This is a genomic window from Mycolicibacterium madagascariense (genome assembly GCF_010729665.1).
GTDB classification, from domain to species: domain Bacteria; phylum Actinomycetota; class Actinomycetes; order Mycobacteriales; family Mycobacteriaceae; genus Mycobacterium; species Mycobacterium madagascariense.
Genome location: NZ_AP022610.1, coordinates 1836756 through 1862760, shown reverse-complemented (window position 1 = coordinate 1862760; position 26005 = coordinate 1836756). Strand labels below are relative to the sequence as shown.

24 protein-coding genes are annotated in these 26005 nt (G+C 65.2%); 16 read left to right on the top strand and 8 right to left on the bottom strand.

Going from position 1 to position 26005, the window contains the following annotated elements:
* The first annotated feature begins 3 nt into the window (after positions 1–3).
* From G6N60_RS28530 to G6N60_RS08745, 6 genes are all read left to right on the top strand, one after another.
* The gene (locus G6N60_RS28530; RefSeq protein WP_163735359.1) at positions 4–522 is read left to right on the top strand and encodes a VOC family protein; all 519 of its coding nucleotides are present in this window, start codon (positions 4–6) and stop codon (positions 520–522) included.
* Entirely contained in the window at positions 519–923 is a 405-nt protein-coding gene (locus tag G6N60_RS08765; RefSeq protein WP_170312534.1) for a DoxX family protein, read from the top strand. Before G6N60_RS28530 ends, G6N60_RS08765 begins: the two co-directional genes overlap by 4 nt.
* Positions 920–1753 carry an aminoglycoside phosphotransferase family protein gene (locus G6N60_RS08760; RefSeq protein WP_246240482.1) on the top strand — a complete coding sequence of 278 codons (834 nt, stop codon included), beginning with the start codon at positions 920–922 and terminating at the stop codon, positions 1751–1753. Before G6N60_RS08765 ends, G6N60_RS08760 begins: the two co-directional genes overlap by 4 nt.
* Positions 1754–1843: 90 nt before the next feature.
* Positions 1844–2965, top strand: a complete 1122-nt coding sequence (locus tag G6N60_RS08755) for an ABC transporter substrate-binding protein (protein WP_163735353.1) — start codon at positions 1844–1846, stop codon at positions 2963–2965.
* 163 nt (positions 2966–3128) lie between these two features.
* Positions 3129–3725, top strand: a complete 597-nt coding sequence (locus G6N60_RS08750) for an Rv1733c family protein (RefSeq protein WP_163735351.1) — start codon at positions 3129–3131, stop codon at positions 3723–3725.
* Positions 3726–3812: 87 nt separating this feature from the next.
* Complete coding sequence (locus G6N60_RS08745) at positions 3813–4547, top strand: endonuclease/exonuclease/phosphatase family protein (protein WP_163743681.1); 735 nt, start codon at positions 3813–3815, stop codon at positions 4545–4547.
* A gap of 5 nt (positions 4548–4552) precedes the next feature.
* Here the strand turns inward: G6N60_RS08745 and G6N60_RS08740 are convergent, their stop codons facing one another.
* Positions 4553–6073 carry a phospholipase D-like domain-containing protein gene (locus G6N60_RS08740; protein ID WP_163735349.1) on the bottom strand — a complete coding sequence of 507 codons (1521 nt, stop codon included), beginning with the start codon at positions 6071–6073 and terminating at the stop codon, positions 4553–4555.
* A 193-nt stretch (positions 6074–6266) separates the two neighbouring features.
* Between G6N60_RS08740 and G6N60_RS08735 the strand changes: the two genes are divergently transcribed.
* The 7 genes from G6N60_RS08735 to G6N60_RS08705 all read left to right on the top strand — a co-directional run bounded on the left by G6N60_RS08735 (position 6267) and on the right by G6N60_RS08705 (position 12978).
* Positions 6267–6551 carry a YggT family protein gene (locus G6N60_RS08735; protein WP_163735346.1) on the top strand — a complete coding sequence of 95 codons (285 nt, stop codon included), beginning with the start codon at positions 6267–6269 and terminating at the stop codon, positions 6549–6551.
* A 32-nt stretch (positions 6552–6583) separates the two neighbouring features.
* On the top strand, positions 6584–6859 hold the full coding sequence (locus G6N60_RS08730) for a GlsB/YeaQ/YmgE family stress response membrane protein (protein WP_163735343.1): 276 nt from the start codon (positions 6584–6586) through the stop codon (positions 6857–6859).
* A gap of 61 nt (positions 6860–6920) precedes the next feature.
* Positions 6921–7694, top strand: a complete 774-nt coding sequence (locus G6N60_RS08725) for a hypothetical protein (RefSeq protein WP_163735338.1) — start codon at positions 6921–6923, stop codon at positions 7692–7694.
* A 113-nt stretch (positions 7695–7807) separates the two neighbouring features.
* Positions 7808–8884 carry an oxygenase MpaB family protein gene (locus G6N60_RS08720; protein ID WP_163735334.1) on the top strand — a complete coding sequence of 359 codons (1077 nt, stop codon included), beginning with the start codon at positions 7808–7810 and terminating at the stop codon, positions 8882–8884.
* 57 nt (positions 8885–8941) lie between these two features.
* The gene (locus G6N60_RS08715; RefSeq protein ID WP_163735331.1) at positions 8942–9265 is read left to right on the top strand and encodes a DoxX-related protein; all 324 of its coding nucleotides are present in this window, start codon (positions 8942–8944) and stop codon (positions 9263–9265) included.
* A 346-nt stretch (positions 9266–9611) separates the two neighbouring features.
* Positions 9612–10895, top strand: coding sequence for a GGDEF domain-containing protein (locus tag G6N60_RS08710; protein ID WP_163735327.1), 1284 nt, complete (start codon positions 9612–9614; stop codon positions 10893–10895).
* 559 nt (positions 10896–11454) lie between these two features.
* Positions 11455–12978 (top strand): serine/threonine-protein kinase, encoded by a 1524-nt coding sequence (locus G6N60_RS08705; protein ID WP_246241198.1) that lies wholly within the window; start codon positions 11455–11457, stop codon positions 12976–12978.
* A gap of 155 nt (positions 12979–13133) precedes the next feature.
* On the opposite strand, the gene G6N60_RS08700 is transcribed toward G6N60_RS08705, so the two are convergent.
* The gene (locus tag G6N60_RS08700; RefSeq protein WP_163735321.1) at positions 13134–13871 is read right to left on the bottom strand and encodes a M14 family zinc carboxypeptidase; all 738 of its coding nucleotides are present in this window, start codon (positions 13869–13871) and stop codon (positions 13134–13136) included.
* 103 nt (positions 13872–13974) lie between these two features.
* A complete protein-coding gene (locus G6N60_RS08695) occupies positions 13975–15483 on the bottom strand; it encodes a serine/threonine-protein kinase (RefSeq protein WP_163743679.1) in 1509 nt (502 codons plus the stop codon).
* 384 nt (positions 15484–15867) lie between these two features.
* Here G6N60_RS08695 and G6N60_RS08690 point away from each other — a divergent pair, with 384 nt between their 5' ends.
* Complete coding sequence (locus G6N60_RS08690) at positions 15868–16581, top strand: Rv3717 family N-acetylmuramoyl-L-alanine amidase (RefSeq protein ID WP_163735318.1); 714 nt, start codon at positions 15868–15870, stop codon at positions 16579–16581.
* Between the two features lie 45 nt (positions 16582–16626).
* Here G6N60_RS08690 and G6N60_RS29020 read toward each other — a convergent pair whose 3' ends face one another.
* The 3 genes from G6N60_RS29020 to G6N60_RS08675 all read right to left on the bottom strand — a co-directional run bounded on the left by G6N60_RS29020 (position 16627) and on the right by G6N60_RS08675 (position 19283).
* Entirely contained in the window at positions 16627–17025 is a 399-nt protein-coding gene (locus tag G6N60_RS29020; protein WP_163735316.1) for a DUF4333 domain-containing protein, read from the bottom strand.
* A gap of 182 nt (positions 17026–17207) precedes the next feature.
* On the bottom strand, positions 17208–18659 hold the full coding sequence (locus G6N60_RS08680) for a neutral zinc metallopeptidase (RefSeq protein WP_163735313.1): 1452 nt from the start codon (positions 18657–18659) through the stop codon (positions 17208–17210).
* A 6-nt stretch (positions 18660–18665) separates the two neighbouring features.
* Positions 18666–19283 (bottom strand): DUF5336 domain-containing protein, encoded by a 618-nt coding sequence (locus G6N60_RS08675; protein ID WP_163735308.1) that lies wholly within the window; start codon positions 19281–19283, stop codon positions 18666–18668.
* A 251-nt stretch (positions 19284–19534) separates the two neighbouring features.
* On the opposite strand from G6N60_RS08675, the gene G6N60_RS08670 reads away from it, so the two are divergent.
* Entirely contained in the window at positions 19535–21076 is a 1542-nt protein-coding gene (locus G6N60_RS08670; RefSeq protein ID WP_163735306.1) for a serine/threonine-protein kinase, read from the top strand.
* A gap of 22 nt (positions 21077–21098) precedes the next feature.
* Here G6N60_RS08670 and G6N60_RS08665 read toward each other — a convergent pair whose 3' ends face one another.
* Positions 21099–21839, bottom strand: a complete 741-nt coding sequence (locus G6N60_RS08665; RefSeq protein ID WP_246240479.1) for a serine hydrolase — start codon at positions 21837–21839, stop codon at positions 21099–21101.
* A gap of 462 nt (positions 21840–22301) precedes the next feature.
* Between G6N60_RS08665 and G6N60_RS08660 the strand changes: the two genes are divergently transcribed.
* Positions 22302–23834: a serine/threonine-protein kinase gene (locus tag G6N60_RS08660; protein ID WP_163735300.1), complete on the top strand. Its 1533-nt coding sequence runs from the start codon at positions 22302–22304 to the stop codon at positions 23832–23834.
* Positions 23835–23965: 131 nt separating this feature from the next.
* Here the strand turns inward: G6N60_RS08660 and G6N60_RS08655 are convergent, their stop codons facing one another.
* A complete protein-coding gene (locus G6N60_RS08655; protein ID WP_163735297.1) occupies positions 23966–25486 on the bottom strand; it encodes a serine/threonine-protein kinase in 1521 nt (506 codons plus the stop codon).
* Positions 25487–26005: the final 519 nt, after the last annotated feature.

The window sequence follows — 26005 nt, the reverse complement described above, 5'->3', positions numbered from 1 at the left end:
CCCATGGTCGTCTCACCCGTCCGCCTGAACCACGCGGTGCTCTTCGTCGCGGACCTCGACCGCTCGACCGCCTTCTACACGACCGTGTTCGGCATGCAGCTGATCAGCCGGGAGCCCGACATCAGCGCCGCGTTCCTGCGCCTGCCCCGGTCGGGCAACCACCACGACCTCGGCCTGTTCGAGATCGCCGGCGCCATCCCGCGCCCGCCGCGATCGGTCGGGCTCTACCACCTGGCCTGGCAGCTCGACACCGTCGAGGAACTCGTCGAGTTCCGTCGCATCCTGCTCGACGCCGGCGCCCTGCGCGGGGAGTCGAGCCACGGTGCCACGAAGAGCGTCTACGGCGTCGACCCCGACGGCAACCAATTCGAGGTGATGTGGATGCTGCCGCGTCGAGAATGGGGCCGCTACGAGGACACCGCCGTCGTCGAACGGCTCGATCTGACAACGGAATTGCGGGACTGGCCCGATACCCGGACCGCAGGCGAACTCACCCACCCCACCAAGGAGCACCGACCGTGACCACCACCAACCGCAACCTCGACGCCCGTCTGACGTCCTACGCGCCCGCCATCCTCAGCCTGTATCGAGTGGTGTTCGGGTTGCTCTTCCTGTGCCACGGTTCCGCACTCCTGTTCGGCTGGCCGTCGGGTCCCGCGGCACCCGCAGGCCAGTGGCCGAGCTTCTACGCCGGCGTCCTCGAATTCGTCACCGGGGTGCTGATCACCGTCGGGCTGTTCACCCGCATCGCGGCCTTCATCGCCTCCGGGGTGATGGCCTTTGCCTACTTCACCGTCCACCTGCCCAAGGGGTTCGTTCCGCTGATCAACGGCGGCGAGCTCTCCGTGCTGTACTGCTTCGGCTTCTTCCTGCTGATCTTCACTGGTGCAGGGGCTTTCGCGCTCGACGCCAGGCGCCGTTGACCCACACCCCGGCCGACGCCGACCTCGCGGGCGCGGCGCAGGAACAGTGCCGGGTGTGGGGGTTGCGCCAGGACGGGGCCGCCCACGACGGCGCCGTCGCGCTGACCCTGCCGGTGCGGACCTCCGAGGGGGCCGCGGCCGTGCTCAAGGTGAGTTCACCGACCGCGGGGTCGGGGCAGGCACATCTGGCCCTGCGACGCTGGGGCGGCGATGGCGCGGTGCGCCTGCTGCGCGCCGATCCGCACCGCCACGCCGTCCTGCTCGAGCGGCTGCGGCCGCGCACCCTGGACGACCTGCCCGACGCGGCGGCCTGCGAGGTGGTGGCAGGCCTCTACCGGCGTCTGCACGTCGCGCCGCTGCCCCAAGTGCCCTCGCTCACGACGGTCGTCGCGCAGTGGGCGCACCAGGTCGACGAGCGGCCGCGCAACGCGGCGCTCCCCCGCCGGTTGATCGAGCAGGCCGTCGCCTCGACGCGTGAACTCGCCGTGGAGACGGCCACCACCGACGTCCTGCTGCACGGCGACCTGCACCACGGCAGCGTGCTCGCCGCGGATCGCGAACCATGGTTGGCCATCTCGCCACGACCGGTGAACGGCGATCGGCATGCCGAACTCGCCCCGATGCTCCTGCACCGCCTCGACGACCTCGGCGGCCGGCTGCGCGACGGCATCCGGGCCCGTTTCTACGCCCTGGTCGACGCGGCCGGTCTCGACGAGGACCTGGCCCGCGCCTGGACCTTCATTCAGGTGGTGCACGCCGCGACCCGCGCGATCGACGACGGCGCCGACCTGACCCGCTACGTGGCGATCGCCAAGGCGCTCCAGGACTGAGCGGCCTCCCTGGGAATCGGCTGCCAACGGCGCGATCCCGCGATAGTGTTCGATCGCCCGCCGGAGGTGCGGCTCGTCGAAAGGTCAGGCATGAAGACATCACGGCTGCTCGCAGCCGCCGCGTCCACCTTCGTCGTCGTCGGGTTGGTGGCGTGCGCGCCCCCCGAGAAGGAGACCCCCAAGACCCAGTCGGGCGTGGACGCCAACGCGGCCACGTCGGCCGCCGACTTCGGCGGGATGGACGGTCTGGTGAAGGCCGCCAAGGACGAGGGCGGCCTGAATGTCATTGCGCTGCCCCCGGATTGGGCCAACTACAAGGAGATCATCGATACGTTCTCGGCGAAGTACGGCATCAAGGTGAACTCCGCACAGCCCGACGCCAACAGCCAGGACGAGATCAACGCCGCCAACCAGCAGAAGGGCAAGAGCACCGCGCCCGACGTGTTCGACCTGGGCCAGGCGATCGCCCTGGCCAACACCTCGATGTTCGCGCCCTACAAGGTGGCGACGTTCGACGACGTCCCGGCCACGTTCAAGGATCCCAACGGCACCTGGGTCAACGACTACGGCGGCTACATGTCGATTGGCTACGACTCGGCGAAACTTCCCGCCGTCACCGGGGTCGACGACCTGCTGCGTCCGGAGTTCAAGGGGCAGGTCGCACTCAACGGCGACCCCACCACCGCGAACGCCGCCGCCAACGGCGTGCTGATGGCCGCGATCGCCAACGGCGGCTCGGCCGACGACATCGCCCCCGGCGTCGACTTCTTCGGGAAGCTCAAGGCCGCAGGCAATTTCCTGCCGGTCGACCCGACGCCGGCGACCATCGAATCCCGGCAGACGCCCGTCGTCATCGACTGGGACTACCTCAACTCGGCCGAGACGAAGAAGCTGCCGAGCTGGAAGGTCGTCGTGCCGTCCAATGCGCTCGTCGGCGGCTACTACTTCCAGGCCATCAACAAGGACGGCCCCCACCCGGCGGCGGCGCGGCTGTGGCAGGAGTTCCTCTACAGCGACGAGGGCCAGAACCTGTTCCTGAAGGGGCTCGCGCGGCCGGTGCGCGCGGACGCGATGGAGAAGGCGGGCACGATCGACAGGGCCCTGCTCGCCGCGCTGCCCCCGGTGCAGGGCACGCCCGTGGTGGCGACCGACGCGCAGACCAAGAAGAACGCCGACTACCTCGGCGCCAATTGGGCCAAGGCCATCGGCTAACCCGTCGCGACCCGGGTGCGCTGGGCAGCGACCAGCGTCGGTCAGCGCACCACGATCGGTCGGAGTGCAGGGCGATGTGACGGAAATCGCCCGTCATGGGCTGGCCGCGGCGCACCACGATGCGGGACCATCGAAACATGCGCGTAACAATTGGACCGCGCCGGTGAGGTCACGTTCGCGACGGTGGTGGCTGGCCCGGGCGCTGGGCCGCAGCCGTCTGGTGCGCAGGATCGACCGCGTCGAGGCGTGGGCCGTCGTCGCCGGGTTGGTCGTCGTCCTGGTGGCCGCGCTGTACTGCTCGACCGTCTCCGACGACATCTACGCGGCGCGGTCGCGAGCCATCGCCGCCGAGGCGTCGACTCGGCACCAGGCCGAGGCGGTGGCCACGGCCGCCAGCACCCCGGACAAGAAGGCCGCCCAGCAGGCGACCCAGCGGCACACCGTCCACATCCAGTGGCTCTTCCAGAACGCGACGCACGACGAGGTCGTCAAACTCGACCACGCCGTGAAGGCCGGTGATCACGTGCCCGTCTGGCTGGACGATCGCGGCAACGCCACCACGCCCCCGCTGACCGACGCCGACGCCAGGGCCGACGCGGTCGGCGGCGCCATCCTGCTGTGGATCCTCGTCGCGTCCACGATCCTCGGTGGCGTCGCGTTGCTGCGACGGGTTCTCAACCGGTTCCGGTACCGATCCTGGGACCGCGGCCTGCGGTGGCTGCTGGTCGACGGCGGCGGACCGGGCGCGCACCACCGCTAGCCTGACTGCCACCCGGTGGCGGTCCGGGGTTTGGCAGGCTGTGCGCATGGCCTTCGACGACGACGCATGGGGTGGTGAATGCCGACACTGCGTGTCGTGACCTTCAACATCCTGCACGGCCGGACCGTCGGCGGCGGCGTCGATCCGCTGCTGCTGCGTGACGCCATCCGCCGGCTGGGTCCCGACATTCTCGCGCTGCAGGAGGTCGACGTCGACCAAGAACGTTCCGGCAGAACGGATTTGACCGCGGTCGCCGCCGAGGCGATGGATGCGGTCGCGCATCGCTTCGTGGCGGCCATCGCGGGCACCCCGGGGTCGACCTGGGCCGCGGCGACAGGAGCCGAACGACCAGGAGCGGCGGCCTACGGCATCGCGCTGCTGTCGCGCTACCCGGCGTCCGACTGGCGGGTGCTCAGACTGCCGCCCGTCCCGCGGCGCGTGCTCATCGCCAGCGACGAACCCCGCGCGGCCGTGATGGCCGGCTTCGACACTCCCCTGGGTCCGCTGACCGTGGCCACCACGCATCTGACGTTCGTGCCCGGGTGGAACCGTCGTCAGCTACGCCGGGTCGTCGCCGCGGTGAATGAACGACCCGGACCCCGCCTCGTCGTGGGCGACCTCAACCTCCGCGCGTCGGTGGCACGACGGGAATCCGGGATGCACACGCTGGCGGTCGCCCCGACCTACCCCGCCCACCGTCCGCGGCGCCAACTCGACCACGTCCTCACCAACGACCCCGGGTTGAGCGCGCGGCACTGGGAGGCTCCGGCGATGCCGATCTCCGATCATCGACCCCTGGTGGTCGACCTTCGGCGCCGCTGAACCGGTCAGAGACCGCGCAACTTCTGGTACAGCGCGACGACCGGCGAGTGCCGCAGCGGCCACAGCGCCACCGCTTCGACGAGCTTGAGCGTGCTCACGGCGATCGACGCCGGCACGTGGTCGGGGTCCATCAGATCGTTCTCCGCGAACGGACTCTCATCGGCCGCCATCATCGTGTCGGTCAGCTTGCGCAACGACCGGCCCCTGCCGCGCAACTCCTCGATGCCGTAGCGGAACGTCCCTCTGCGCTCGACTTCGTCGCGGAAGCCTGCGACGGTGGCCCCCAGGTGCTCGGCCACCAACCGATCGCGGGTGAAGAGGATCTCGCGTTGCACCTCTTCATGATTCGGCAGCGCAGGGTCGGCCTCGATGGCGACGTCGCACTCGCTGTCGAAGCCCAGTGACCGGTTGTTGAAGTTGGACGAGCCGATGCGGAGCAGCCGGCCGTCGATCACGATGATCTTCGAGTGGACGTACACCGAGACCCCACCGCCCGCCGCGGGCCAGTAGATGCCGAGCCGGCCGTGTAGGTCCGCCGCCCTGAGCAGCCGGACGAGGCGCTCGCGGGCGCTGTCCATCGACTCCACCTCGAGACGGCTCTCGGAACTGCGGGGCAGGACGATCACCACCTCGGGGCCGTCCTCCTCGCGCAGGCGCGCCGCGATGGCGACCGCGATGCTGCGCGACGCGAAGTACTGGTTCTCCAGGTAGATGACGTCCTTCGCCGCCGCGATGGCAGCGAGGTCGAGCGCCTCGATCTCGCGAACCTCGGTGCGCTGCGGTAGCGCAGGCAACGTGCGGGCCACGGCCACCTCGACGTCGCACAGCGACGGACGCAGCCCCTCGGGCCACGGCGAGGCGTACGGGATGTCCTTGGCGAGCGCCTCACCGGTAGCCGCACTCCACCGTTCGTGGGCCTGTTGGGCGAGCAGCTGGGCGGCGGGGCCGTCGACGGCGGCGGCGACCTCGTGACGGGGACCGTACGGATCTCCGGGGCCGTGTCGGCGCGTGTCGGCGGGCAGGTGCGCGCTGGTGTCCCAGCGGCCGATCGTCAGGTCGATGCCGCCGCAGAACGCGACCGCGTCGTCGACCACCACGATCTTCTGGTGGTGTACCGCGCCCGTGGGATGCACCCCGTCGACGGCGAAGTGCATGCGCGGCGAGGTGAACTGGTTGAGCAGACTCACCGGCGCGACGCCGAACCAGAAGCCGTCGAACGCGGGCAGCAGGCGCAGGTTCGACTTCAGCAGGTAGACCTCGAGCTCGGGCCGCTTCCACAGCAGCCAATGCAGGAAGGGCCCCAGACGGTTGGGCCCCTCCAGCGTCGTCGTGCCGCGCTCGAATGCCGTGCGGTAGTCCAGGTCCCAGCCGATGATGACGATGCGGCGGCGGGCGCTGAGCATCGTGGCCTTGACGTGCCGCAGGTAGTCCGCGCCGTCCACGATGACCGCATAGCGGTGGGCCTGCGCCGACCCCCAGCAGGTCTGCCCGGGCACCAGCAACGGACCCTCCGTCGGCACGGACATCGCCTCCCTCGAGTACACGGACGCACGGCGGTGGGCGCGACCTCGACTGCGATCCTCCCTCGTGCGCACGACGAGACGGGACCGGTGTGACGAAGCCAGTCCTCCACCGCCGAGTAGGGCCCAGCCCTCAGTCCCGTCTCAGCACACTATTAGCCGCCACGGGCAGAATCGAAGTGGTTGGAAGGAGCATGCGATGGTCGCAGGCCTGCTGGGATTCGTTCTGCTGTTGTTCGAGTTCGCTCTCATCGCGCGGATGATCGTGGACTGGAGCGGTCTGCTCTCCCCCGGCGGCGCCGGCGGCGGGATGTATCAGGCCCGCCGGATCACCCACGGCATCACCGAACCGGTGCTCGGTCCGGTCCGTCGCGTTCTCAAGCCCGTACGCATCGGTTCGGTCTCCGTCGACCTCGCGTTCACGGCAGTCTTCGTCTTGGTCCTGATCTTGCGCACCACCGTCGTTCCGGCGCTACCGTTCTGAGTGGTCCACCCTCACCGGAGAAGGAGATTGCCATGATTCTGCACATCATCTGGATGATCATCATCGGCCTGATCGTCGGAGCCATCGCCCGATTGCTGGTGCCGGGGCGGCAGGCCATGGGGTGGATCGCCACGGCGGTGCTCGGCATCGTCGGCGCCTACGTGGGCGGCACCCTGGGCAGCCTCATCTTCGAGCACCAGTTCACCATCACCCCGCCCATCAAGCATTCTTTCCTTGGCGCTCTCGTCGGCGCGGTGATCCTGCTGCTGATCTATCGCGCCGTCACGGGTCGCAGCGCGCGCCGCTAACTCGGCGGCCTCGGCCAGCAAACGCCTCACCCGGGACGTCGCGCGCCCTTACCCTAGGTCGGTGGCCGCGAGTCGACGTCAGTCCGTCGTGACGCTGATCGGCGTCAGCGCCGTCGCCGCGCTCGCCTTCGGGCCGCCCGCGCACGCGGAGTCGGTCGGCACGGTGCGGGCACCGACGCAGCGCTCCACCGCACCGGATCTGGCGTCGCAGGCGGGCACCTACGACGTCGGCAACGCGGTGGTGCTGGTCTGCTCGACGCACGGCCAGCGCGTGGCGGGCCCGACGGGCAGCGGGGACGACCTCTGGTACCGCACGTCGGACGGCGACTACGTGCCCGGCGTCGACGTCGAGACCACCGCGGGTCCGGTGGCGCCGGACTGCGGCGTCCTCGACGCGGCTGGGGCGGGACCCGCGCCGCAGCTGGCCGCCTCGCGGGAGGACCGCGCCATCGCCTGGGCGAACGCCCGCGTCGGCTCCGACGACTACCCCTTCGCGTGCGGCCAGTTCGTGGCCAATGCGTACGGCCGTCCCGGTCTGGGGGCCATCTCCGCGCTGGCCTTCCACGACCAGTTGGCGCAGGCCGGCCAGATCCACCTCGACGGCGACATCCCCAAGGGCGCACTGGTGTTCTCGCATAGCGGCTGGGACAACGTCGACGGCGTCAGCTACGGGCACGTCGTCATCGCCCGAGGGGACGGAACCTACGTCTCGGGCGGCATGACCGCGTCGGCCGGAGTCAGCCACACCGTCCAGGTCCTGACCTCCTGGAACCCCTCCGACGACGCGCAATACCTGGGCTGGGCGACCGCGCCGGCCGACTGGCCCGGCGCCTGACCACTCGATCGACGAGTCGGAAGTCCCCCGCTACCCACGCGTGCCAACGATAGAACATTCATCGGTGAATCTTTTTCCTTCACAGATGAATGTTCTTCGTCTATGGTCGAGCGATGAGCAAAGCCATCCGCACCTCGCTGCGAACCCCGGACGTCACCCCGCACCAGGACTACGGCTTCTTCGGCCCCGACTCGGTGACCTGGAGGGTGTGGAGTTATCCGTCCTCGCTCACGGTGGGATTCCAGCGAGCCGTCGTGGTCGAGGAATTGGACCCCAACCTGGTCGCGGCGGTCGACGAGACGCACGACATCTACCGGCGCCCGCGCACCCGCTATGACCGCACCGTGCGTTACTTCGCCATGGTCGCGTTCGGCGGATCTCGCCAAACTGCCACTGCCGCAGACGTGTTGGTGAAGATCCACTCCAAGGCGATCGGCACGGAACCCTATGGCGGCGGTCGCTACGACGCGAACGATCCCGACTCGCAGCTGTGGATCCACCTGACCGCCTGGCACTCGATCCTCTACTGCTACGAGAAGTACGGACCGGGGCCCCTCTCCGCGGACGACGAGGCCCGGTACTGGCAGGAATGCGCCGTCGCCGCCGAATTCCAGACCTGCTCACCGCAGGACGTGCCCCGCACCCGCGAGGGCGTGCGCCATTACTTCGAACGGATGCGGCCGCAGTTGGCGGCCAGCGAGATCGCGGTGGAGGCGATGAACCACCTACTGAACGCCAAGGTGATGATGCCGCCCCTGCCCAAGGCCGCCCGCCCGGTGGCCCGCATCGCGGCGGAAGTCCTTCGGGCGGGCACCATTGCGACGATGCCCCACTGGATGCGGCAGATGAGCGGCATCGCCCAACCCCGCATCGTCGACGTGCTGGTCCGCCCGGTGCTGTGGACGGCGTTTCACCTCGCCAAGCTCAGCCCCCGCGGCCAGGTGCTGCTGTTGGGCCTGCTCTCCCCGTCGACCGTGCCGATCGCCGCACCCATTCTGCTCGGAGTGCCACCGGTGAGCCCGGAGATCCTCACGCCCGCCGACGCCCGTAGCCGGTACGGTTTCGACGCCCCCGCCGTCGCTCATCAAGACCTTCGCGCCCGCCAGGCTGCCCGCGTGTTCGGCGAGCGCATCGCTCCCAGCGACGAGGGGCTCATCGAATCCGAGCCGATTCTGGGCTCGATGCGATGACGCGTTCCGACCAATCATGCTGTCGCCCAAAGTGATCGAGCCAGCAGAGGCCTTGGCATGAGGCGCCGCGCCAACGCCCGGGTGGCCGGGCTCGTCCTCGCCGCCATCGGGGTGGCCCAGCTGGCCAACCCCCACCTGTTCGACCCCTTGGCGCGCCGCGTGTTTCCGCGACGGACGCGGCTGCAGACCTACGTCAACGGGGCCGTGCTGACTCTGGTGGGTCTGGGCATTCGCCTGCCACGCACCCGCGGCCTGGCCACCATCGTGGGCGTCGGCTACGCAGCGCACGTCAGCCGTCGGGCGACCCGCACCGCACGTCGCGCCGAGCGAACTCTCGGATACCGAACCTCGGCGCTCGGTGACGCCTCACCCCTGCGCTAGCTCTGCACGCGTCTCACACCGCGGGGCGGCAGTCACCGACGCCCGGGTCGGCAAACGGTCATTCGCCCGCCGCGGCCGCCCCGTCGAATGCGCGGCAGCGCGGCGACCGCACGGCCCTACCTACGCGACTGGGTGCTCCAATCGCCCGAAATGCGTTCTACGCCAATGACTCAACGCACCACTGTATGTTTGCCTCCGCAGTGGCTACACTCTCGTCTAGCGAACTAGACCAACCTGCTCGGTTGTCCTGCCAGCAACCTGTGAAGGAGATGCGCGTCGAGTCGTGGCGATAGGCCGACCTGGACATGTCGTCAGCGCATACTCGACGTGGGAGGGGGTGACCCGCGTGCGCCACAGGTTTGGCAGGCAACGCCGCCCCACGGCCGAACCGGGGCATTCGGCAAGCGGTGCTGCGCGCGACCCCGGGCTCATCGGCGGGCAGCGCGAATTGGGCCTCGTCGAAGCCAGCCTGCGGGTGCCCGAGCGGCGGATCCGCTACTCCATCTCGGCCATGGTGCCGACGTTCGGCCTCATCGCCGCGGTCATGATGTGCGGCAGGGAGGGCCCCGCCTCGGCGGCTGCGCGGGCCGTGGTGATCGTGGTCGTGGTGTCGACCCTCCCGGTGGGCGTCATCATCGCGCGCTCGCACCTCGCCCCGATCTGGTGGACCCGCCGCAGCGCGCCGAGGGCCCTCAGCACGCTGTTCGTCCTCTACGGCGACGCCGGGGTGAGCATCGTGCTGTTCACCCTCACGAGCCCCGAGGCCGCCCTGTCCGGCACGCCGCTGCTGGCGATCCTGTCGGCCTATGCCGCCTACTTCTGTTCCCCTGCCACCCGCAACCTCCACATCGCCATCACCACCACGGTCATCACCGTGCTGACCGTGATGACCTACCGGACGGGTGAGTACGACGTCGCGTCCACCGTCGGCCGCTTCCTGGTGGCGATCGTCGTGGTCAACGGGACCGTGCTGTTGGAGAGCATGTTCGCCACCGGCGTGCGCCGCGCCATCCGCGACACGCTCGTCCACGCCCATCAGGATCCGCTGACCCAGCTGTGGAATCGGCGCGGGTTCACCCACTGGGCCAGGGCGACGGTCGAGGCCAGTCGCGGGCCCGTCGGGATGCTGTTCGTCGACATCGACGAATACAAGGCCATCAACGACACCCACGGTCACCGCGTCGGCGACGACGTCCTGCAGTTGGCGGCGCGTCGGCTCGCCGACGCCGTCGGCAGCCGGGGCGTGCTGGCCCGTACCGGCGGCGACGAGTTCGCCGTCGTGGCCGAACTGGATCTCGAGGAGTTGACCGCCCTCGCCCACACGATCCGGACCGGAATTCACCGTCCCGACGACGCCGTCCCCCTGACCGCCAGCATCGGCGTCGCCGCCGGCGTTCTCGACGCTGCGGCCATGAGCCGGTCGGGCGCCGCCGAACGAGTCATCTCCGCCATGCTGCACGCCGCCGACACCGCGCTCTACCGAGCCAAGAAGGCTGGCCGCAACCGCGTCGCCTACGTCGACCTCAACGAGGTCGACCAGACCCCCCGCATCGTCGAATCCGATTGTCCGCCAACACATCGACGACCGGGGACCGGGCGGGGTCGTCAGCCGTTTCCTCCGCCGTCCTGAGCTGGTGGTCGGCGACGAGTGTCATTGGCGAGTTGGCGTCGGTCCCGGCTTAGTTGATCCGGAGCCGGCTGGCTGCTGAGGGCCGAACCGCCCTGACTCGAATTTGCGGTGTTTCCGAACCAGCAGCTATCGCGCCCACAGACGGTCTACCCGAAGAGCTAGCAAAAGTGGCACCAAGAGGGGTACCGCGCACAGCTCTCTCTAGATGGCGTACTAGATCGTTCGGCCGCTCGTCATCCGACCCGATCCCTAATGAAGTGAGTCTGCACGGGTGAGGTTGAGCTAGTTTAGATCGTCATTGCTGGTTCGCTGCAGGCGGCCCTGAACCTCGGAAAATCGGCGTCACGCACGATATGCTCGTTGACTTGAGCGTCGCGGTTCCGTTTGAGGCCGCTCCGCTGATCAAGTAAGGGGTTTAACGGGGTGCACGAGCAGCAATCATGATTATCGGCATTGCACCCGCCCGTCGCGAGGTCCCCGGGCGTTGACAGCGACGAACTCGCGTGCCGGCACTAATTTCGGCAAATACCATCTGATCGCTCTGCTCGGCAAGGGCGGAATGGGCGAGGTTTATGAAGCGTTCGACAACGACAAGGGTAGAGCCGTCGCGCTGAAGATCCTCCCTGACCAATTTTCCGACGACGAACGGTTTCGGGAACGCTTCTCACGCGAATCTCGTTCTGCCGCAATTCTTCAAGAGCCCCACGTCGTGCCCATCCATGACTGGGGTGAGATCGACGGGCGCCTGTTCATCGATATGCGACTGATCCGAGGTCAGACACTTCAGGAGCTGACACGGACAGGCCCTCTCGAACCAGATCGAGCCGTCTCGATCATCGAACAGGTCGCTGCAGCCCTAGACGCAGCGCACGCCGAGGGGCTGATTCACCGCGACGTCAAGCCACAAAACATCATCGTCACGTCCGCTGGTTTCGCCTACCTCGTCGATTTTGGCATCGCCGAAGCGATGGGTGACAGTCGGTTGACGATGGATGGAACTCAAATTGGCTCTCTCGCCTACATGGCTCCCGAACGCTTCAGTGACGAGCGGTGCACTTCCGCCGTCGACGTCTATTCGCTAGCGTGCGTCCTCTATGAGGCGCTGACCGGCGACAATCCCTTTCCTGCGGACAGCTACGAACGGCTTATCGCCGGGCACATCACCGCTGCACCACCACGTCCGAGTGTGGGAAATCGACGTGTCCCGTTAGCAATGGACGGCGTCATCGCCCGCGGTATGGCGAAAGAACCGGACGATCGATACGGGAGTGCGGGTGCCTTGGGCCGAGCCGCGCAACGCGCCTTGCAGGCAAATACCCTAGGAGACGTCGACCCCGACTCCGATACCACGGAGAGGCCGCGCGAATCTGCCGCCGAAGGCGATAATGCGGCAAATATGCCGAGCAGTGGTAGTGGCAATGGGGCCAGTTCGCCGTCCGAAACGTCGACCGCGTCCGGTTCTCGATTTGGGCTCGTCCCTTTGGCGGTGATCGGGGTGACCTGCGCTTTGCTCCTAGGCGCGATTGGTGTCGTGGTCGGCATCCTCGTTACGAGAAACACAGCCCAAAATACGACTTCAGCGCCGCCACTGAGTGTCGCCTCCTCAAGTGCGTCGGTCTCGTTACCGCCCGCCTATCAAAGTGTCTCGGCGCCGGTGCCGACGGTCACCTCAACGATGACCACCCCTCCACCGCTCGACCCCGAAGCCTCTGGCTACCAACAATTGCGACAGATTGCAGACGCTGACCATCCGTTCGTAGCCACCTCAGTCGCAGAACGATGGGTCCCGCAGTTGAGTTCGAAACGCCCAGGTGTCGTAGACGAGGGCGTTGTTTGGGGAAACGCCTTGACGCTGCAGGAGCATCTGCAACTAAGGCAGCGCTTCGGCGCGCGATTGCTATGGTCGGGCGACTGGTCCACTTTCGATGCCCCGAACTTCTGGGTCACGATCGTGCCGGTCACATTCAACGATGCAGACGGTGCGCTGCAATGGTGTATGGCGGAGGGTTTTGACTCAAATCACTGCTATGCCAAGCTGATCAGCAGCACTCATCCCGTTCCCGGAAGCACAGCGCGCTACTGACGGTCAGTCAAGACATTCCGGTTCCAAGCAGCCGGTTCTAGTTGGTCGTTACATGGGTGCCATCTTTAGGGGCACCAGAGGCACAGAGCAGCGACCGCTCATCCCGAGCCTTGTCCAGCATTCGTCGCGACATGACCAAGCTGCCCTGGACGTCGTCAGCCCGCGATCGCCTGGAGCAGAGCCGTGTGGAGTTGCTCCCAGACCACCTGTTGATCCGTGCCTTTGAGTACTTCGATGGTCAGGATCGGAATGCCGCGATCGCGACCGACGTAGCTGCCCAGCGAGCCGGGTGTCGGAGCAAACGACGCCGACGCTTCTACGGGCAGCCCGCTGGCTGCGGAGAAGCGGTCAGCCAACTCTTGGGCTGGCCCGTCGAAGTTGATGAATTTCCGACCAGACCATGCGTGGGCGACCATCACGAGGTTCGGATCAACTCGGTCGATCGTGTCCTTCAATGCGCGGGATTCGGGTTGACTCAACGGTTCTCGGCCGTAAATCGGATTGTTCTGGTCGAAGTTCGAGGCAGGAAAGTTCCGATTTATGTCGACACCGTTGGCATTGACCCTGGTGCCAGCCGCCCGGCCATCGGGATTGGCATCCTCGAGGATGGTCAGGGTGACCGTCTCTGCGAGTCCGGCATTGGTGAACGCCGCTGGAAGCTGACTAGTTGAATACGCACCCTCGGGCTCGTCGCCGTGAATTCCCCCGACGAATAGCACCCTTCGCGGGCCGTGGCCAATGGTCAGGGATCGGATCGGGCGTCCTTGCACTGATGTACCCACCACTTCCCACGTTTGGGTATCAGGCGGGCTAGATTCCAGCGTCGTCGCCGTGGCCGGCACGGTTAATCGCGACGCAGTTTGAAGCATCGTCGTGGTCGTCGCTGGCGTCACCGTGTGTGATGGCGCTTGGTTGCAGCCCGCCGCAATCACGCAGACAAGAAATGAGACAAACGGAGCCACCGCGGCTGGAGGTCGTCGTTTCACCAAGCTGCCGTCAGCACGTCGGAATTTCGGCAGTGGACACGTTTAGGTAGACCGAATTCACATATGCACCGTTGATGAGCCGGTACCAGTAATAACTCGATCCGTGACCCTGGCTCGCGCGCACGTCTCCGGGTGCCTGGCACACAACGGTCACCGACATGCCGTCTTGCAGCACGAAGGGGTACAGCGGCGGGGCGTCGTTGTAAGGAGCGTTCCGCTGTTTCACGCCGCAGGAGCCACCTTCGTCACAGGTACCAGCCACGAGACCGGTCGCGCCAGACAGGCTTTGCATCGCGGTCGGAGTCGGCGTCGAGGACGCCATGACGGTGGCCGTCTGAGTTATCGTCTCGGGCGCTGCCGTCCGCGTGATTGTTGCTGGGGCTACGGTTTGGGTAACCGCGGCTGACTCGGGAACGGTGTAGGTGGGCACTGCGGCCGTCGGTGCTTGTGCCGAGGTCGAAACCGGGTTCCGGGTCACGAGCATGCCGATCACCAAGCCCAGGACGCCCAATAGGAGAGCGGCAGCTATCCCCACGCTTACCAAGAGGGTCGGCGACCGACGTCCCGTTTCCAACTGTGGTTTCTCGGGCGCACCGGTCCCCGGGGCATCCCGGTAGTTGGCATCGGATGGACCCCCGCGCGGCGAGCCCGGGCACGGGGCCTCCTGGGTTTCCGCACTGGATGGATCGTCATGCTCGAGGGGCTGTAGTGCACGAGCCGCCGCTCGAGCCAAGGCTCCGGCACTGCCATAGCGGTCGTCGGGTTCCTTCGCCATCCCTCGGGCAATGACGGTGTCCAGCGCCGTGGGGACACGAGGATTCACGGCACTTGGTCGGGGCGGTGGCGCCGATAGGTGCGCCGAGATCAGATGCTCGAAGCTGTCTGATCGGTACGGGGTGCTTCCTGTGAGCGCTTCGTAGAGCACACAGGCCAGCGAGTAGATGTCGGCGGCTTGCGTGCACGGAGCGTCGCTGAAACGCTCGGGGGCCATGTAGGCCAAGGAGCCGATTTGAGCTCCCGCCATTGTGAGCCGGGTGTCGCCTTGCGTCGCAACGATGCCAAAGTCCACCAGGTACGCGAAGTCGGCTGACGTGACGATGATGTTCTGCGGCTTGACGTCGCGATGGATCAAGCCTTCGGCGTGCGCGGCGTCCAGCGCGGCCCCGATCTGATCGACGATGCGCACCGCACGGTCTGCCTCCAGCGGCCCGTGCTCTGCCAGCTCGTACAGTGTCTGACCTTGGACGAGCCTCATATCGATGAAGAGGTTGCCATCAATCTCCCCCCAATCGTGGATGGGAATGACATGAGGCTCCTGAAGAATTGCAGCAGCGCTTGACTCGCGCAAAAACCGGGCTCGGAACGCCTCGTCGTTCGCGAATTGCTCCGGCAAGATCTTCAGGGCGACGAACCGGCCCTTGACTGTGTCAAAGGCCTTAAAAACCTCGCCCATGCCCCCCTTGCCGAGCAGGCCCCTCAGCTCGTATGCGCCGAACGTCGTGCCGACGCGAGAATCCATCGAGTTCACTTCTGAAACCTCGGCTGACGAGTCATGATCACCTTCGACGCTGCTGCAGATTGTCCGAAGGGTCCGGTCGCCAGCCGATGAGTCCCCCGACAGCAAAAGAAACCGCACCCCCGCGGCTTTGCCAGCATAGCTGACGGACTGCACCGCACGCACCGTTCCGACGATCCCTGGTTCAGACGGTAGGCCCAAGTTGGTCGAGCCTGCTTTCATCCACTGGCTCACCGGCCCGAGACTGATCAGGGCACACTGATCACCGTGACAATTGCAGTTGAACGCGGAGGGAAGATTTCCAACGCGCACTCCGGGGGCTTGGTGAAATCACCCGACTGGTCCCGGAAACGTAAGCGGCTCGCAGGATCGGCAGCGGTAGCCACGATGCTTCTGTTCTCACTTCTCTTCGTGGCCTATGTTCCGTCCGCGCGGGCTACAGGCATTGCGGGCTTGTCGGTCTTCCTCGATCCAGGTCATAGCGGCGTCAACGACTCCTCCATCACGCGGCAAGTTCCGACCGGCCGCGGCGGAACGAAGGATTGTGAGACGACGGGGACCTCCACCGACGACGGATACCCCGAGCACGCCTTCAACTGGGACCTGGCGAACCGCATCGCCGCCGAGCTCACCGCAATGGGCGTCATCGTCGAGTTGTCGCGTTCCGACGACACCTCCGTGGCGCCCTGCAACGATCAGCGCGCCGCCGCCGCCAACTCCATGCACCCCGACGCTGAGGTCAGCATTCATGCCGACGGCGGCCCGGCCACCGGACGTGGCTTCCACGTCAACTATTCGGATCCCCCGCTAAATTCAGCCCAGAGCGGCCCGGCGATTCAGTTAGCCGAGACCATGCGCGATTCCTTGGTCGCTTCCGGGATGCAGCCGTCTACCTACATCGGCAATGGTGGACTTTATGGCCGTGCCGATCTGACGGGCCTCAACCTCGCCCAGTACCCCGCAGTCTTGGTCGAGGTCGGCAACATGCGCAACCCAAACGACGCCGCCCAGATGGAAACCAGCGACGGGCGTCAGCTGTACGCGGATGCCATTACCCACGGGATCGTCGCCTTCCTGATGCAAAGATCCGGCTCGAGCTGAACCTCGGGGCACGAAGCGAACCCAGGGGGCGGTTGCGAACTCGGATTACTGCGGTCGATCGACGGCGTAGGTACCCGTGTCGTCTTCCACCACAACTCTGACCTGCTGGGCCGTTCCGTCTACGGTCACCGCGCAGGTGAAACTATTCCCTTTGTTCCCGCTTGGGTTGCGTCCGTGGTTGCAACTGACCGAGGTAACCGCGTGGCCACCGTAACCGTATACAGGGTCACTGAGGATGCGTTGTACTCCGGCTTGCACCTTGACCACGTCGAGTTGGTCGCCCCCGAATGCGCCTAGCTGGTTTACCCCAAGAATTAGCGCTACGGATTCTGCGACCAGGAGCAAGATGCCGATGCCAATGACGACCCGCCGAAGCGAGAACGCACCCGGCCGTTTCGGATCACGCTCGCCAGGCGTTGCCTGCGCAGACGAAGGGACTGACATTCGGCGGTCACGCAATTGGGTCGCTCGCGCCCAATTTGCTTGTGCGCGATACGTTCTCGATGGCGGAGACGCTGGACTTGGAAACCCTTGGCCGGCCTGGTCGCGACGGGAAAGACTGTCTTTCGTCTTGTCCTGCCACCACTGGCCCTGACGACCGGCAGGCCTCGGGGTCTGAGGGTCGTTCACGGGAAAACCTGGTAGCACTTGTCGGCGTCGCCGATGAGTCCGGAACGGAAGGCGTCGATTCGGGTGAAACCTGCTGGGACACTTCTCCCGTCGGTGTCGCTGGCGACGAGGTGGTTCGACAGCAGACCCGACACTGCCTCGTCGAGATCGCCCGCGGACAGCACGAGTGACTTGCCCGATGCCAGGGTAATGGGCCTTGCCATCGCCTTCTGCGCGACACCGGTCAGACAGGCGGTCCGCAATGCGGCTTGTTCGGTGTCCAATGCGGCACCCTGCTCGCGCTCGACCGCAAGTGCGTATCTAGAGGTCACCATGGAGAAGGCAGTGTCATCGCCTTGCAAGATGTGTTGGTCATGTTGTTCGTCCTTCACCTCGGCCACCTTTTGCAGGCCAGGCAAATTGATATTTATGGTGTTGGTCGCAGGACAATACGACGCAGGCGGACTTGCCTTCGCATTCTGACAGGACCCGTCGCCGCCGACGGTCAGCGTGGGTGGATGGGCCGGATGGAAGATCTCGCCGAGGAGTTCCAGCAGGGTCGACAGCGAGTCATCGTCTATAGGTGTTTCGCCCCCGTCCCCCGCTGGCAACGCAGGGAGTCCCCGGCCTCGCTGCGCAATCTCCTGCTCGTCGATATCGGCGCATACTCGAGGACCGCCTTCGAATCCCTTCTGAAATGCGCTAATTCGGTCGAATGCCGATCCATGTCCGTCCGCCGGGTCAGACACGTCACCGGGCGCATCACGAATGTAAAGCGCGCCAGCCAGTACGCGATCGAGTCCATCCGTCGTGCTTATCGTAAAGCGACGAGAGTGACCTTCGGCCACCCAACGTATATAGACTCCAGAAAAGCAATCGGCCTCCTGCTCCTTCACGATCGTTCGAGTCACATCGTCGTCCACCAACCGTGCCCGATGCTGAATCTCATGTCCGTACTCATGCGCTAGCACAGCGACGATGGCCACATCGGAATAAAACTTTCGTCCCACCGGGATGAGCGCGCCGCGGTCCCAGCTCATTGAGTCGCTGGTTGGACAATAGTGGGCGTTGGGGTCCCCGTATGACGGCTGTCCACAAAGGTCGGGGGCCAGTGGATCAGTTGAGTCGTAAGAGACTAATTCGCTCACCGGGGTGAAGCGGCCCGGCCACTCCGGCAGGTAGTGGCCTTCCCAGAACTCCTGGATGTCGTCAACGGCAAGAAGCGCCAGCCGGTCGGCGTCGCCGCCGTCGGACCCTATGACCTTGCCCGCCGGTTGCGGAGCGTCGGGACGAACTCCGCTCGGTCCGTCGGCGACTGGAAGACCGCCAGCTCGCTCGGGGTCGTAAACCATCGAGATTGCTTGTCCCGCCATGACATTCGTAGTACAACCGGCTACTAACAACGCTACGCATAGCAGTTCGGCCAACCGCACAGACCGGTCATGGAAGGGCCCGCGTGCGCCACTCATTAGTCGCTACCGCGGTCCGTACGGGCCGCGCCGATAGCCGGGCGGAGCCTGAGTCCGGTCGTAAGGCCCTATGGTCTGATTTGGGTCGCTCGGCGGCGGCACACCGTACGCCTTTTGCGGCCGACCTCCGATGATTCCGGCGCATACCAGCGACTGGATGACGGCGAGCGCGGTCTGCAGGAACGCGGCAACGAGTACCAGAATGAGACCCACCCCAGCCTCGAGACCCTGCTCGAGCCCTACCAGCAGAAAAAGAAGCGTCACTGACCCGGCAAGCGACAAGCCGGCGACGACGGAATTGTGATCACGCTGACCGGGAAGCATTCCGAACGCGGCGACGGTTGCCGCGGCCAGCAATAGCGCCAGACACGTGGTGCCAGCGCCGCTGAACCCGTTGAAGAAGAAGTTTTCCGAATCGGGGAACGTGTTGTCACCGCCGCCCCCAGTCTTCGCGTAGGGGGCGAACCCCAGAAAGAAACCGACGACCCCCAGCACGATGACGCCAAGGTTGGCGATGAAAGGGAAACCGCGAGGTTGACTCGTCGGTGCCCCCGCACGAGTTCCTGGTTCTGACCGCTCGTAAATGGGCTGCCCGTGGGGATCGCGTCGTGGCGGATAGTTCATCGAAGCCCCTCCCCTTCGACCGCGCATCGATGAATCTGGCCTGCAATGCGCGCCTTGCTACCGACGCTAACGCAGTCGACGTTCGTCCGCGTTGCAAACTCGTCTTCGTCATAAGCACTCAAGATCAGCTGGCGGCTTCGCAAGAGGAGCGTTCCGACGTCCTGCCTCCTCGTCCACGATCGCGTTGAGCAAACCCGAGCGCTTCCGGCGCGCGCACCCGATAATCCTCTGTGGAGGGTGAGGAGGGGGACGTGGCCAACGCGCAATTGCGCATCGGTTCGAGGTTTGGCAAGTACGACATCATCAGCTTGATAGGCCAAGGCGGTATGGGTGATGTCTACGAAGCTCACGACACGCAGAAGAACAGAACCGTCGCGCTGAAGATCCTGTCGCCACAGCACTCCGGAAACGAACAGTTTCGGACCAGGTTTCAGCGGGAGTCCCATGCCGCCGCCGTGCTGCAGGAGCCCCACGTCATCCCCATTCACGACTGGGGGGAAGTCGACGGAAACCTCTTCATCGACATGCGGCTCGTACGGGGCCAGAACCTGCATGAATTACTTGCAGGGGGACCTCTGCAACCAGCGCGTGCCGCGTCGATCGTGGTACAGGTCGCCGCGGCGCTTGATGCCGCCCACCAGGCGGGTTTGATACACCGCGACGTCAAACCGCAGAACATCGTCGTCAACGAAGCCGACTTCGCCTACTTGGTGGACTTCGGTATTGCAGAGGGGCATGGCGATTCCCGCTTGACGATGGCTGGCACCGCGGTTGGGTCCTTCGCCTACATGGCCCCGGAACGATTCGACGACGCTCCTGCCACTCCCGCCGTCGACGTCTATTCATTGGCCTGCGTCCTCTACGAGGCGCTGACCGGCGACCGACCATTTCCAGCCAACACCGTGAGCCAGGTGATCGCGGCCCACGTGAGCAGTCCGCCACCTCGGCCCAGTGCGGTCAATCACCGAGTACCGGAGGCTTTCGACGACGTCGTCGCCCGCGGCATGGCAAAGGATCCCGACGACAGGTACGGCAGCGCCGGCGCGCTCGGCCGGGCTGCCGAGCGTGCGTTGCGCAACGACTCGTTTTCCCGGCCGTCGTCAGGACCGATGACGGCCGCATCGGCGCCGACAATGCATGCAAACGTCCCCCCGCCCCCACTCTCGGAACCTCAGGCGCACTGGCCCACTGACGTGGTGGCGCCCGCGAGCGCGGCAGCGTCAGCCGCACCAAATGCTTCCCGGCCATGGTTGATACCCACGATCATCGCCGTCGCGGTAGCCCTGCTGCTCGGCGGCATCGGCGTCGTCATTGGCATGCTGGCCAACCGCGACACCGCGCCCGCCACCACCTCCTCGCCCGGCAACGGCTACACCGTGCCAATCGCTTCCCCCAGCCAGTCGAATCCTGCACCAGCACCCAATCAGGCCCCCTCTCCGCCCCCTCTCATCCCGGCAATACCACCGCTGGTCGGCGGCCTCGATGCCGCCAACGAGTCGTGCAATGCCGGGCTTTCGCTGGACGGCCACACCGGCTTTGGCACGCACTCCGGACGCGGATCCGCCGAGACCACCTGCCTCTTCGCCGGCAATGTATTGACGGCGTACTGGAATCAATACGGCGGAGTCGACCGGACACCGCGCACGGTGTACGCCGCAGGTGCAGTGCCGTGCGGCACGGTGCCGGGCGCCAGCTGTAATGGGTCGAACTTCGTAATGCAGTGCGCCGCATTCGGATCCGACGGCTGGATCACCTGCACCGGAGGTCGCAACGCCCGCGTCTTCATCTTCTGACCCGCTTGTCGGTCACTGACGATCAGGAACCACATTGTGCGGCTGGCAAGTCGGCGAGATGCTCACCAAGCCATTGGGCGACGCGGGTGAGTACCTCCGTACCGTCGGCGAATGAACCCGAATTGGGTTCCGCCGCAATCGTGATGGCGGTGAAACCACCAGGTGTGGGGATGACGCCCATCTGACGGACGAGGTAATTCCCGGAGGGCGCTGGGCCCCAACCGCCCTTGAATTTGGCGCCGGCGATGCTGCCGAGTCCCCAACGCTGGTCGTCTTCGACCCGCCCCATGAGGTCGATGACCTGAGAGTTGTTGGGATCGCACATCGCTCCGGCCATGAAGTGGTTTTGGTCGACCAGCGGCCACACCGTCTGCCCGAACGCGGTATATTCCGGTCGCACTTTCGTCGACTGGACGATGGTCGGATCGCCATATTGGCGCAGCACACCCTGCACTTGCTCGGCTGCCTGAGTGGGATCGCCTAGTCCTTCCCAAATTGATTCTGCGGCAGCGTTATCCGATTCCGTGATCGCCTTCGTCATCGCTTCGGTGATCTCAGATGAATCCTGCAGCCGCAGCGCCGCGACGACCAAGGGCACCTTGCTCGTGGACCATGCGACCCCGCTCTGCCAGTCTCCCAAGATGATCGGATCGTCTGGCGCCGAGCCCACGGCGTGGATGACCACCCCCACACGCGCATTCAATGTCGGGGACAGGGCGGCGAAATCTGCCGCAAGTCCCTTGTCAATGCCCGGCGTGGGCATTACCGAGGGCGTAGGTAGAACTGGCGGTTGAGCGGCAACGGTGCTGGTAGGGGTAGCGGCGGGCTTGGAAGCCGCCCTGCGAGGCGTCACGTGCTCTCCGAACGCAATGCCACCAAGGATCACGCCCACTCCGACGACTATCGAACCAATGGTTACGACCATTCGAATAACTTGCCTGCGGTCACGGCGCGGGGCTTTGGCGTGTCGAGCCCGAGTTGGCGGCTTGTCGTCGTCGTGGCGGTCCCGCATGGACCCAGTGTCGCCTATGCACGCCAGCCAGTCGGTGCAAACTGACGCTGGAGTAGCGGCCAAAGCACTTGATGCCCCAAAACCTGGCAGGAACTCCCCCTCGAGAACAAGCATCAATAACTCTTGAGCGCGTTGCCGCACATCCTCTTCATCGAACGGTTGTCGACTTGCTCAAGCCACACGGCGCGTGTCCGTGCTCGCTAGCATTCATGCATGCCTTTGACGCCCGGCTCCGTCTTTGCCGGTTACACAGTGCAGGCTCTGCTGGGCTCCGGCGGTATGGGCGAGGTATATCTCGTCCGCCATCCTCGATTACCGCGAAGAGATGCCCTCAAGGTTCTGCCGCTGTCATTCGCCGAGGACGTCGAATATCGACGCCGATTCGATCGAGAGGCTGACGCAGCGGCAGGGCTGTGGCATCCCAACATCGTAGGAGTGCATGACCGCGGCGAATTCGACGGACAGTTGTGGATTTCGATGGATTACGTCGAGGGATCAGACGCTAGTCAGCTGTTGCGGGATCAGTACGTTAGCGGATTGCCTTTGACAGAGGCGGTTGCAGTCGTCACCGCCACGGCCGACGCCCTTGATTACGCGCACGCGCAAGGCTTGATGCATCGGGATGTCAAACCCGCCAATATTTTGCTCACATCTCCTAGATCAGGAAAACGTCGCGTTCTGCTCACTGACTTCGGAATAGCGCGCCGCTTGGACGACACCCGCGGGCTCACCGCGACCAACATGACGCTTGGCACGTTGCATTACGCGGCGCCCGAACAATTGCTTGGAGACTCGATCGACGGTCGCGCAGATCAATACGCATTGGCCGCCACAGCATTTCACCTGGTAGCCGGTCGAGCACCGGATGCAACATCCAATCCGGCAGCGCTGATAAACCGTCGCCTCCATTCATCGGCGCCCCGCCTGACGGACGTGCGCTCGGACTTGGTCGACCTCGACGCAGTATTGGCACGTGGGATGGCCCGAGACCCCGCCGAGCGATTCCGCACTTGTGAGGAATTTGCGAAGGCTCTCGCCGACTCGTGCAATGCGGCGGTCGCCAGGCAATCGGCATTTCACACTGCGTTTCCTCCCACCCATACCGCACAGCCTGAAAAGAGCCGAATGGCTTCGACTCCATACGAGCCGAGACCAGCCCCGCCGGAGTCCGTTTCAAACGCGTCGGACGGACGGCGATCACTTATCGTGCCCGCGCTGATCGCGCTTGGCGTTGTGCTGACGATAGGGCTGGTCCTCGTCTCACTCCTGCTGATACTTGGGCGCCCTCAACAGAGCGCGACGACTTCGCCGACGGCGGTTGCCCCGGACACGTCGCCAACGGCGAGCGCATCCCCGTCGACAGTGACGGTCACGTCGTCGTTCAACGTCGAGACACCGTCTGCCAATGTGCTACCACCGCTCCCAGCCGACGTAGATGCCCATGGATTCACCACTTTCGGCGGGGGCGCCCGGTGCTTGGACAGTGATGACTCAGAGTTGTTCGTGCGCACTGCCCAATCGGCCCTGGTGGTATGTCGCAGCGAGACGAATCAGCTGTATTACCGCGGTTACCGTCTCTCCGACGGCGCGGGGATCGAACTCGACACCGTCTATCCGCAAGGGAATGGGTTCGTCGCACTCAACTCTCCCGAGAACGCTCAGTACGAAATTAGTTCTACCGGGCTACAGATCATTCAGAACGGAAACGTCATCTCCAGCGAACCTGCTATTGAATCCGGACTTTGATGTTCTCCACCGCCCCGCCCCGCACCGCGCCATCCCTTGACGGTGGTGTTGTCTCCTTCACAAACTTCTAGCCTTCTCCGTAAAGGCCGAACCGGCTCAACCAGCCTCCGACATGGCGGAATCCAACCGTCTCAACAGGGAACGACGTATCCAGGATCAGTCGTCGTGTCCAGAAACTTTCCGTAGGCATCCCCGCCAGCACTGCGAACCGCCGCGCACAGGTCACTCTGATTGGAACCACCCAGCTCGTAGACCGCGTAGATCGGATTCCCCTCCGGTGTGGCTTGACGCAGGGAGGGGCATGTTCGATCCGTCCGGAGATAGAACGAACCCGGATGGTCGTTCAACAGGCGTTGAACGCTTGCGGCATAGAGCCCTGGGGTTGTCACTGAACCCAAGATGACGATGCCCTGGCCGTTGCAGGCCGGGTAGCTCATCGGAGTGCTCAACCCCAGGTCGCCAGGAGGCGTGGTCGGAGGCAAGCTCGGCGGCGGGGCCGTGACTGTTAGGGGCGGAACCGTTTGAGTCACCGTACGAAGTGGTTCGAGAGTCGTCGCGGGTTGGAGGGTGGAGGTCGGCTGCCCGGCAAACGTCGATGGAGCAAGGTCCGTCTTTCCCAACCGAGCGCCGACGAACGCCACCAGCCCTACCGCGACCAACGCAACGACGATGCCGCCTGCGGTGAGCGCCGCACGCCGAGGTGGCGTGGGCGAATCCCTTGCCTTGGTCGGCAAGGATCCACGAGGTGGGCCACCGCCGGCGTCGGGCGAAATTCGGATGTCGCGCTGCGTAGCATCGTTCGGCCCTGGAGCACCGGCATTGGCGTCCGCAAGCGCGGCCGCGAATTCACGGCACGTATCGAAGCGCTGAAACGGCGTCTTGGCCATTCCCGCGCCCAGGGCGCTCTCGAACGAGGCGAGGTCGGGACGAATCTCCCCGATCCGTGGGGGCGGTAGTGATAAGTGGTTGCTAATCACGACTGCTGGGTTGGTGTTCGTGAATGGTGGCCTGCCCGTGAGCAGATGAAATGCCGTGCATGCGAGCGCGTACTGATCCGCACGCCCATCGAGCGACTCGCCCATCAGTTGCTCTGGTGCTGCGTAGGCGACAGACCCTACGGCCACGTTGGTCGCCGTCAGCCCGCTGGTCTCATTCATAGCCCGAGCGATACCGAAGTCAGCCAACAAGATTCGACGATTAACGGAGCTCGGATGGGTAATCAAGATGTTCGCCGGCTTGACGTCGCGGTGTAGCAAATAGCTTTCGTGGGCGTAGTCGAGAGCATCAGCGATGGCTGAGACAATCTCAACGGCTTCTCTACGCGGCATGCCATGCGGGTACCGATCCCGAACCAGTTGGGCCGCATCGGTTCCCTCGACGTAGGCCATTGCGATCCATAACTGGCCGTCGTCCTCGCCTTGGTCGTGGACCGCAACTATGTGGCTGTGAGACAGGGAGCTGGCAAGTTCGGCTTCACGTACAAATCGTTGGCGATATTCCGGATTCGCACTGACGTCCGCGGGCAGGATCTTCAACGCATCACGGCGGGGCAACCGCGGATGCTGCACGAGGTAGACCTCCCCCATCCCTCCGGTGCCCAAGAGACGAATGATGGTGTAGCCAGCAAATACCGCACCATCAGCAATGGGCATGGGGGAATCCTACAGAATCTGCTTCTACCAACACTGCGAATGCGAGCGCAGTAGGCGGCGTAGAGGGGGATGACGGTCGGCACGACAACCGAGCTCGTTCACCATCACCTGTGGACCAGACGCTGCTACCAAACCGGACGGCAGTTCACGGCACGCTTCAACCCCCACCTCGAAGGCTGTCACGGCTGTCATCAGACTCCCCCACGACGCACGATCTCGGTGGCGGCAAGGACGGTATCGCTCGCCGGGACGTCGGACGCCCGGCCGCCAAAATCCCAGCCGGTCGAACTCACCATCACCCGCATGACGGCGCATCGCCCTGACGCGACGCCTGTGAAAGCCTCGGACAACGTCAAGGACCTGCGCTCAACGAACTCCACAGGTGATACCCCAACGGACTACGCCCGCCAGGAACGTCCTCCTCCTCTGCGTGACAACCCCATCGAAGAATTCGTGTCGAAGCACGACTCAACGCGCCACGCAAAACGGGCCAGGGACTCTCGTCCCTGGCCCGTTCTC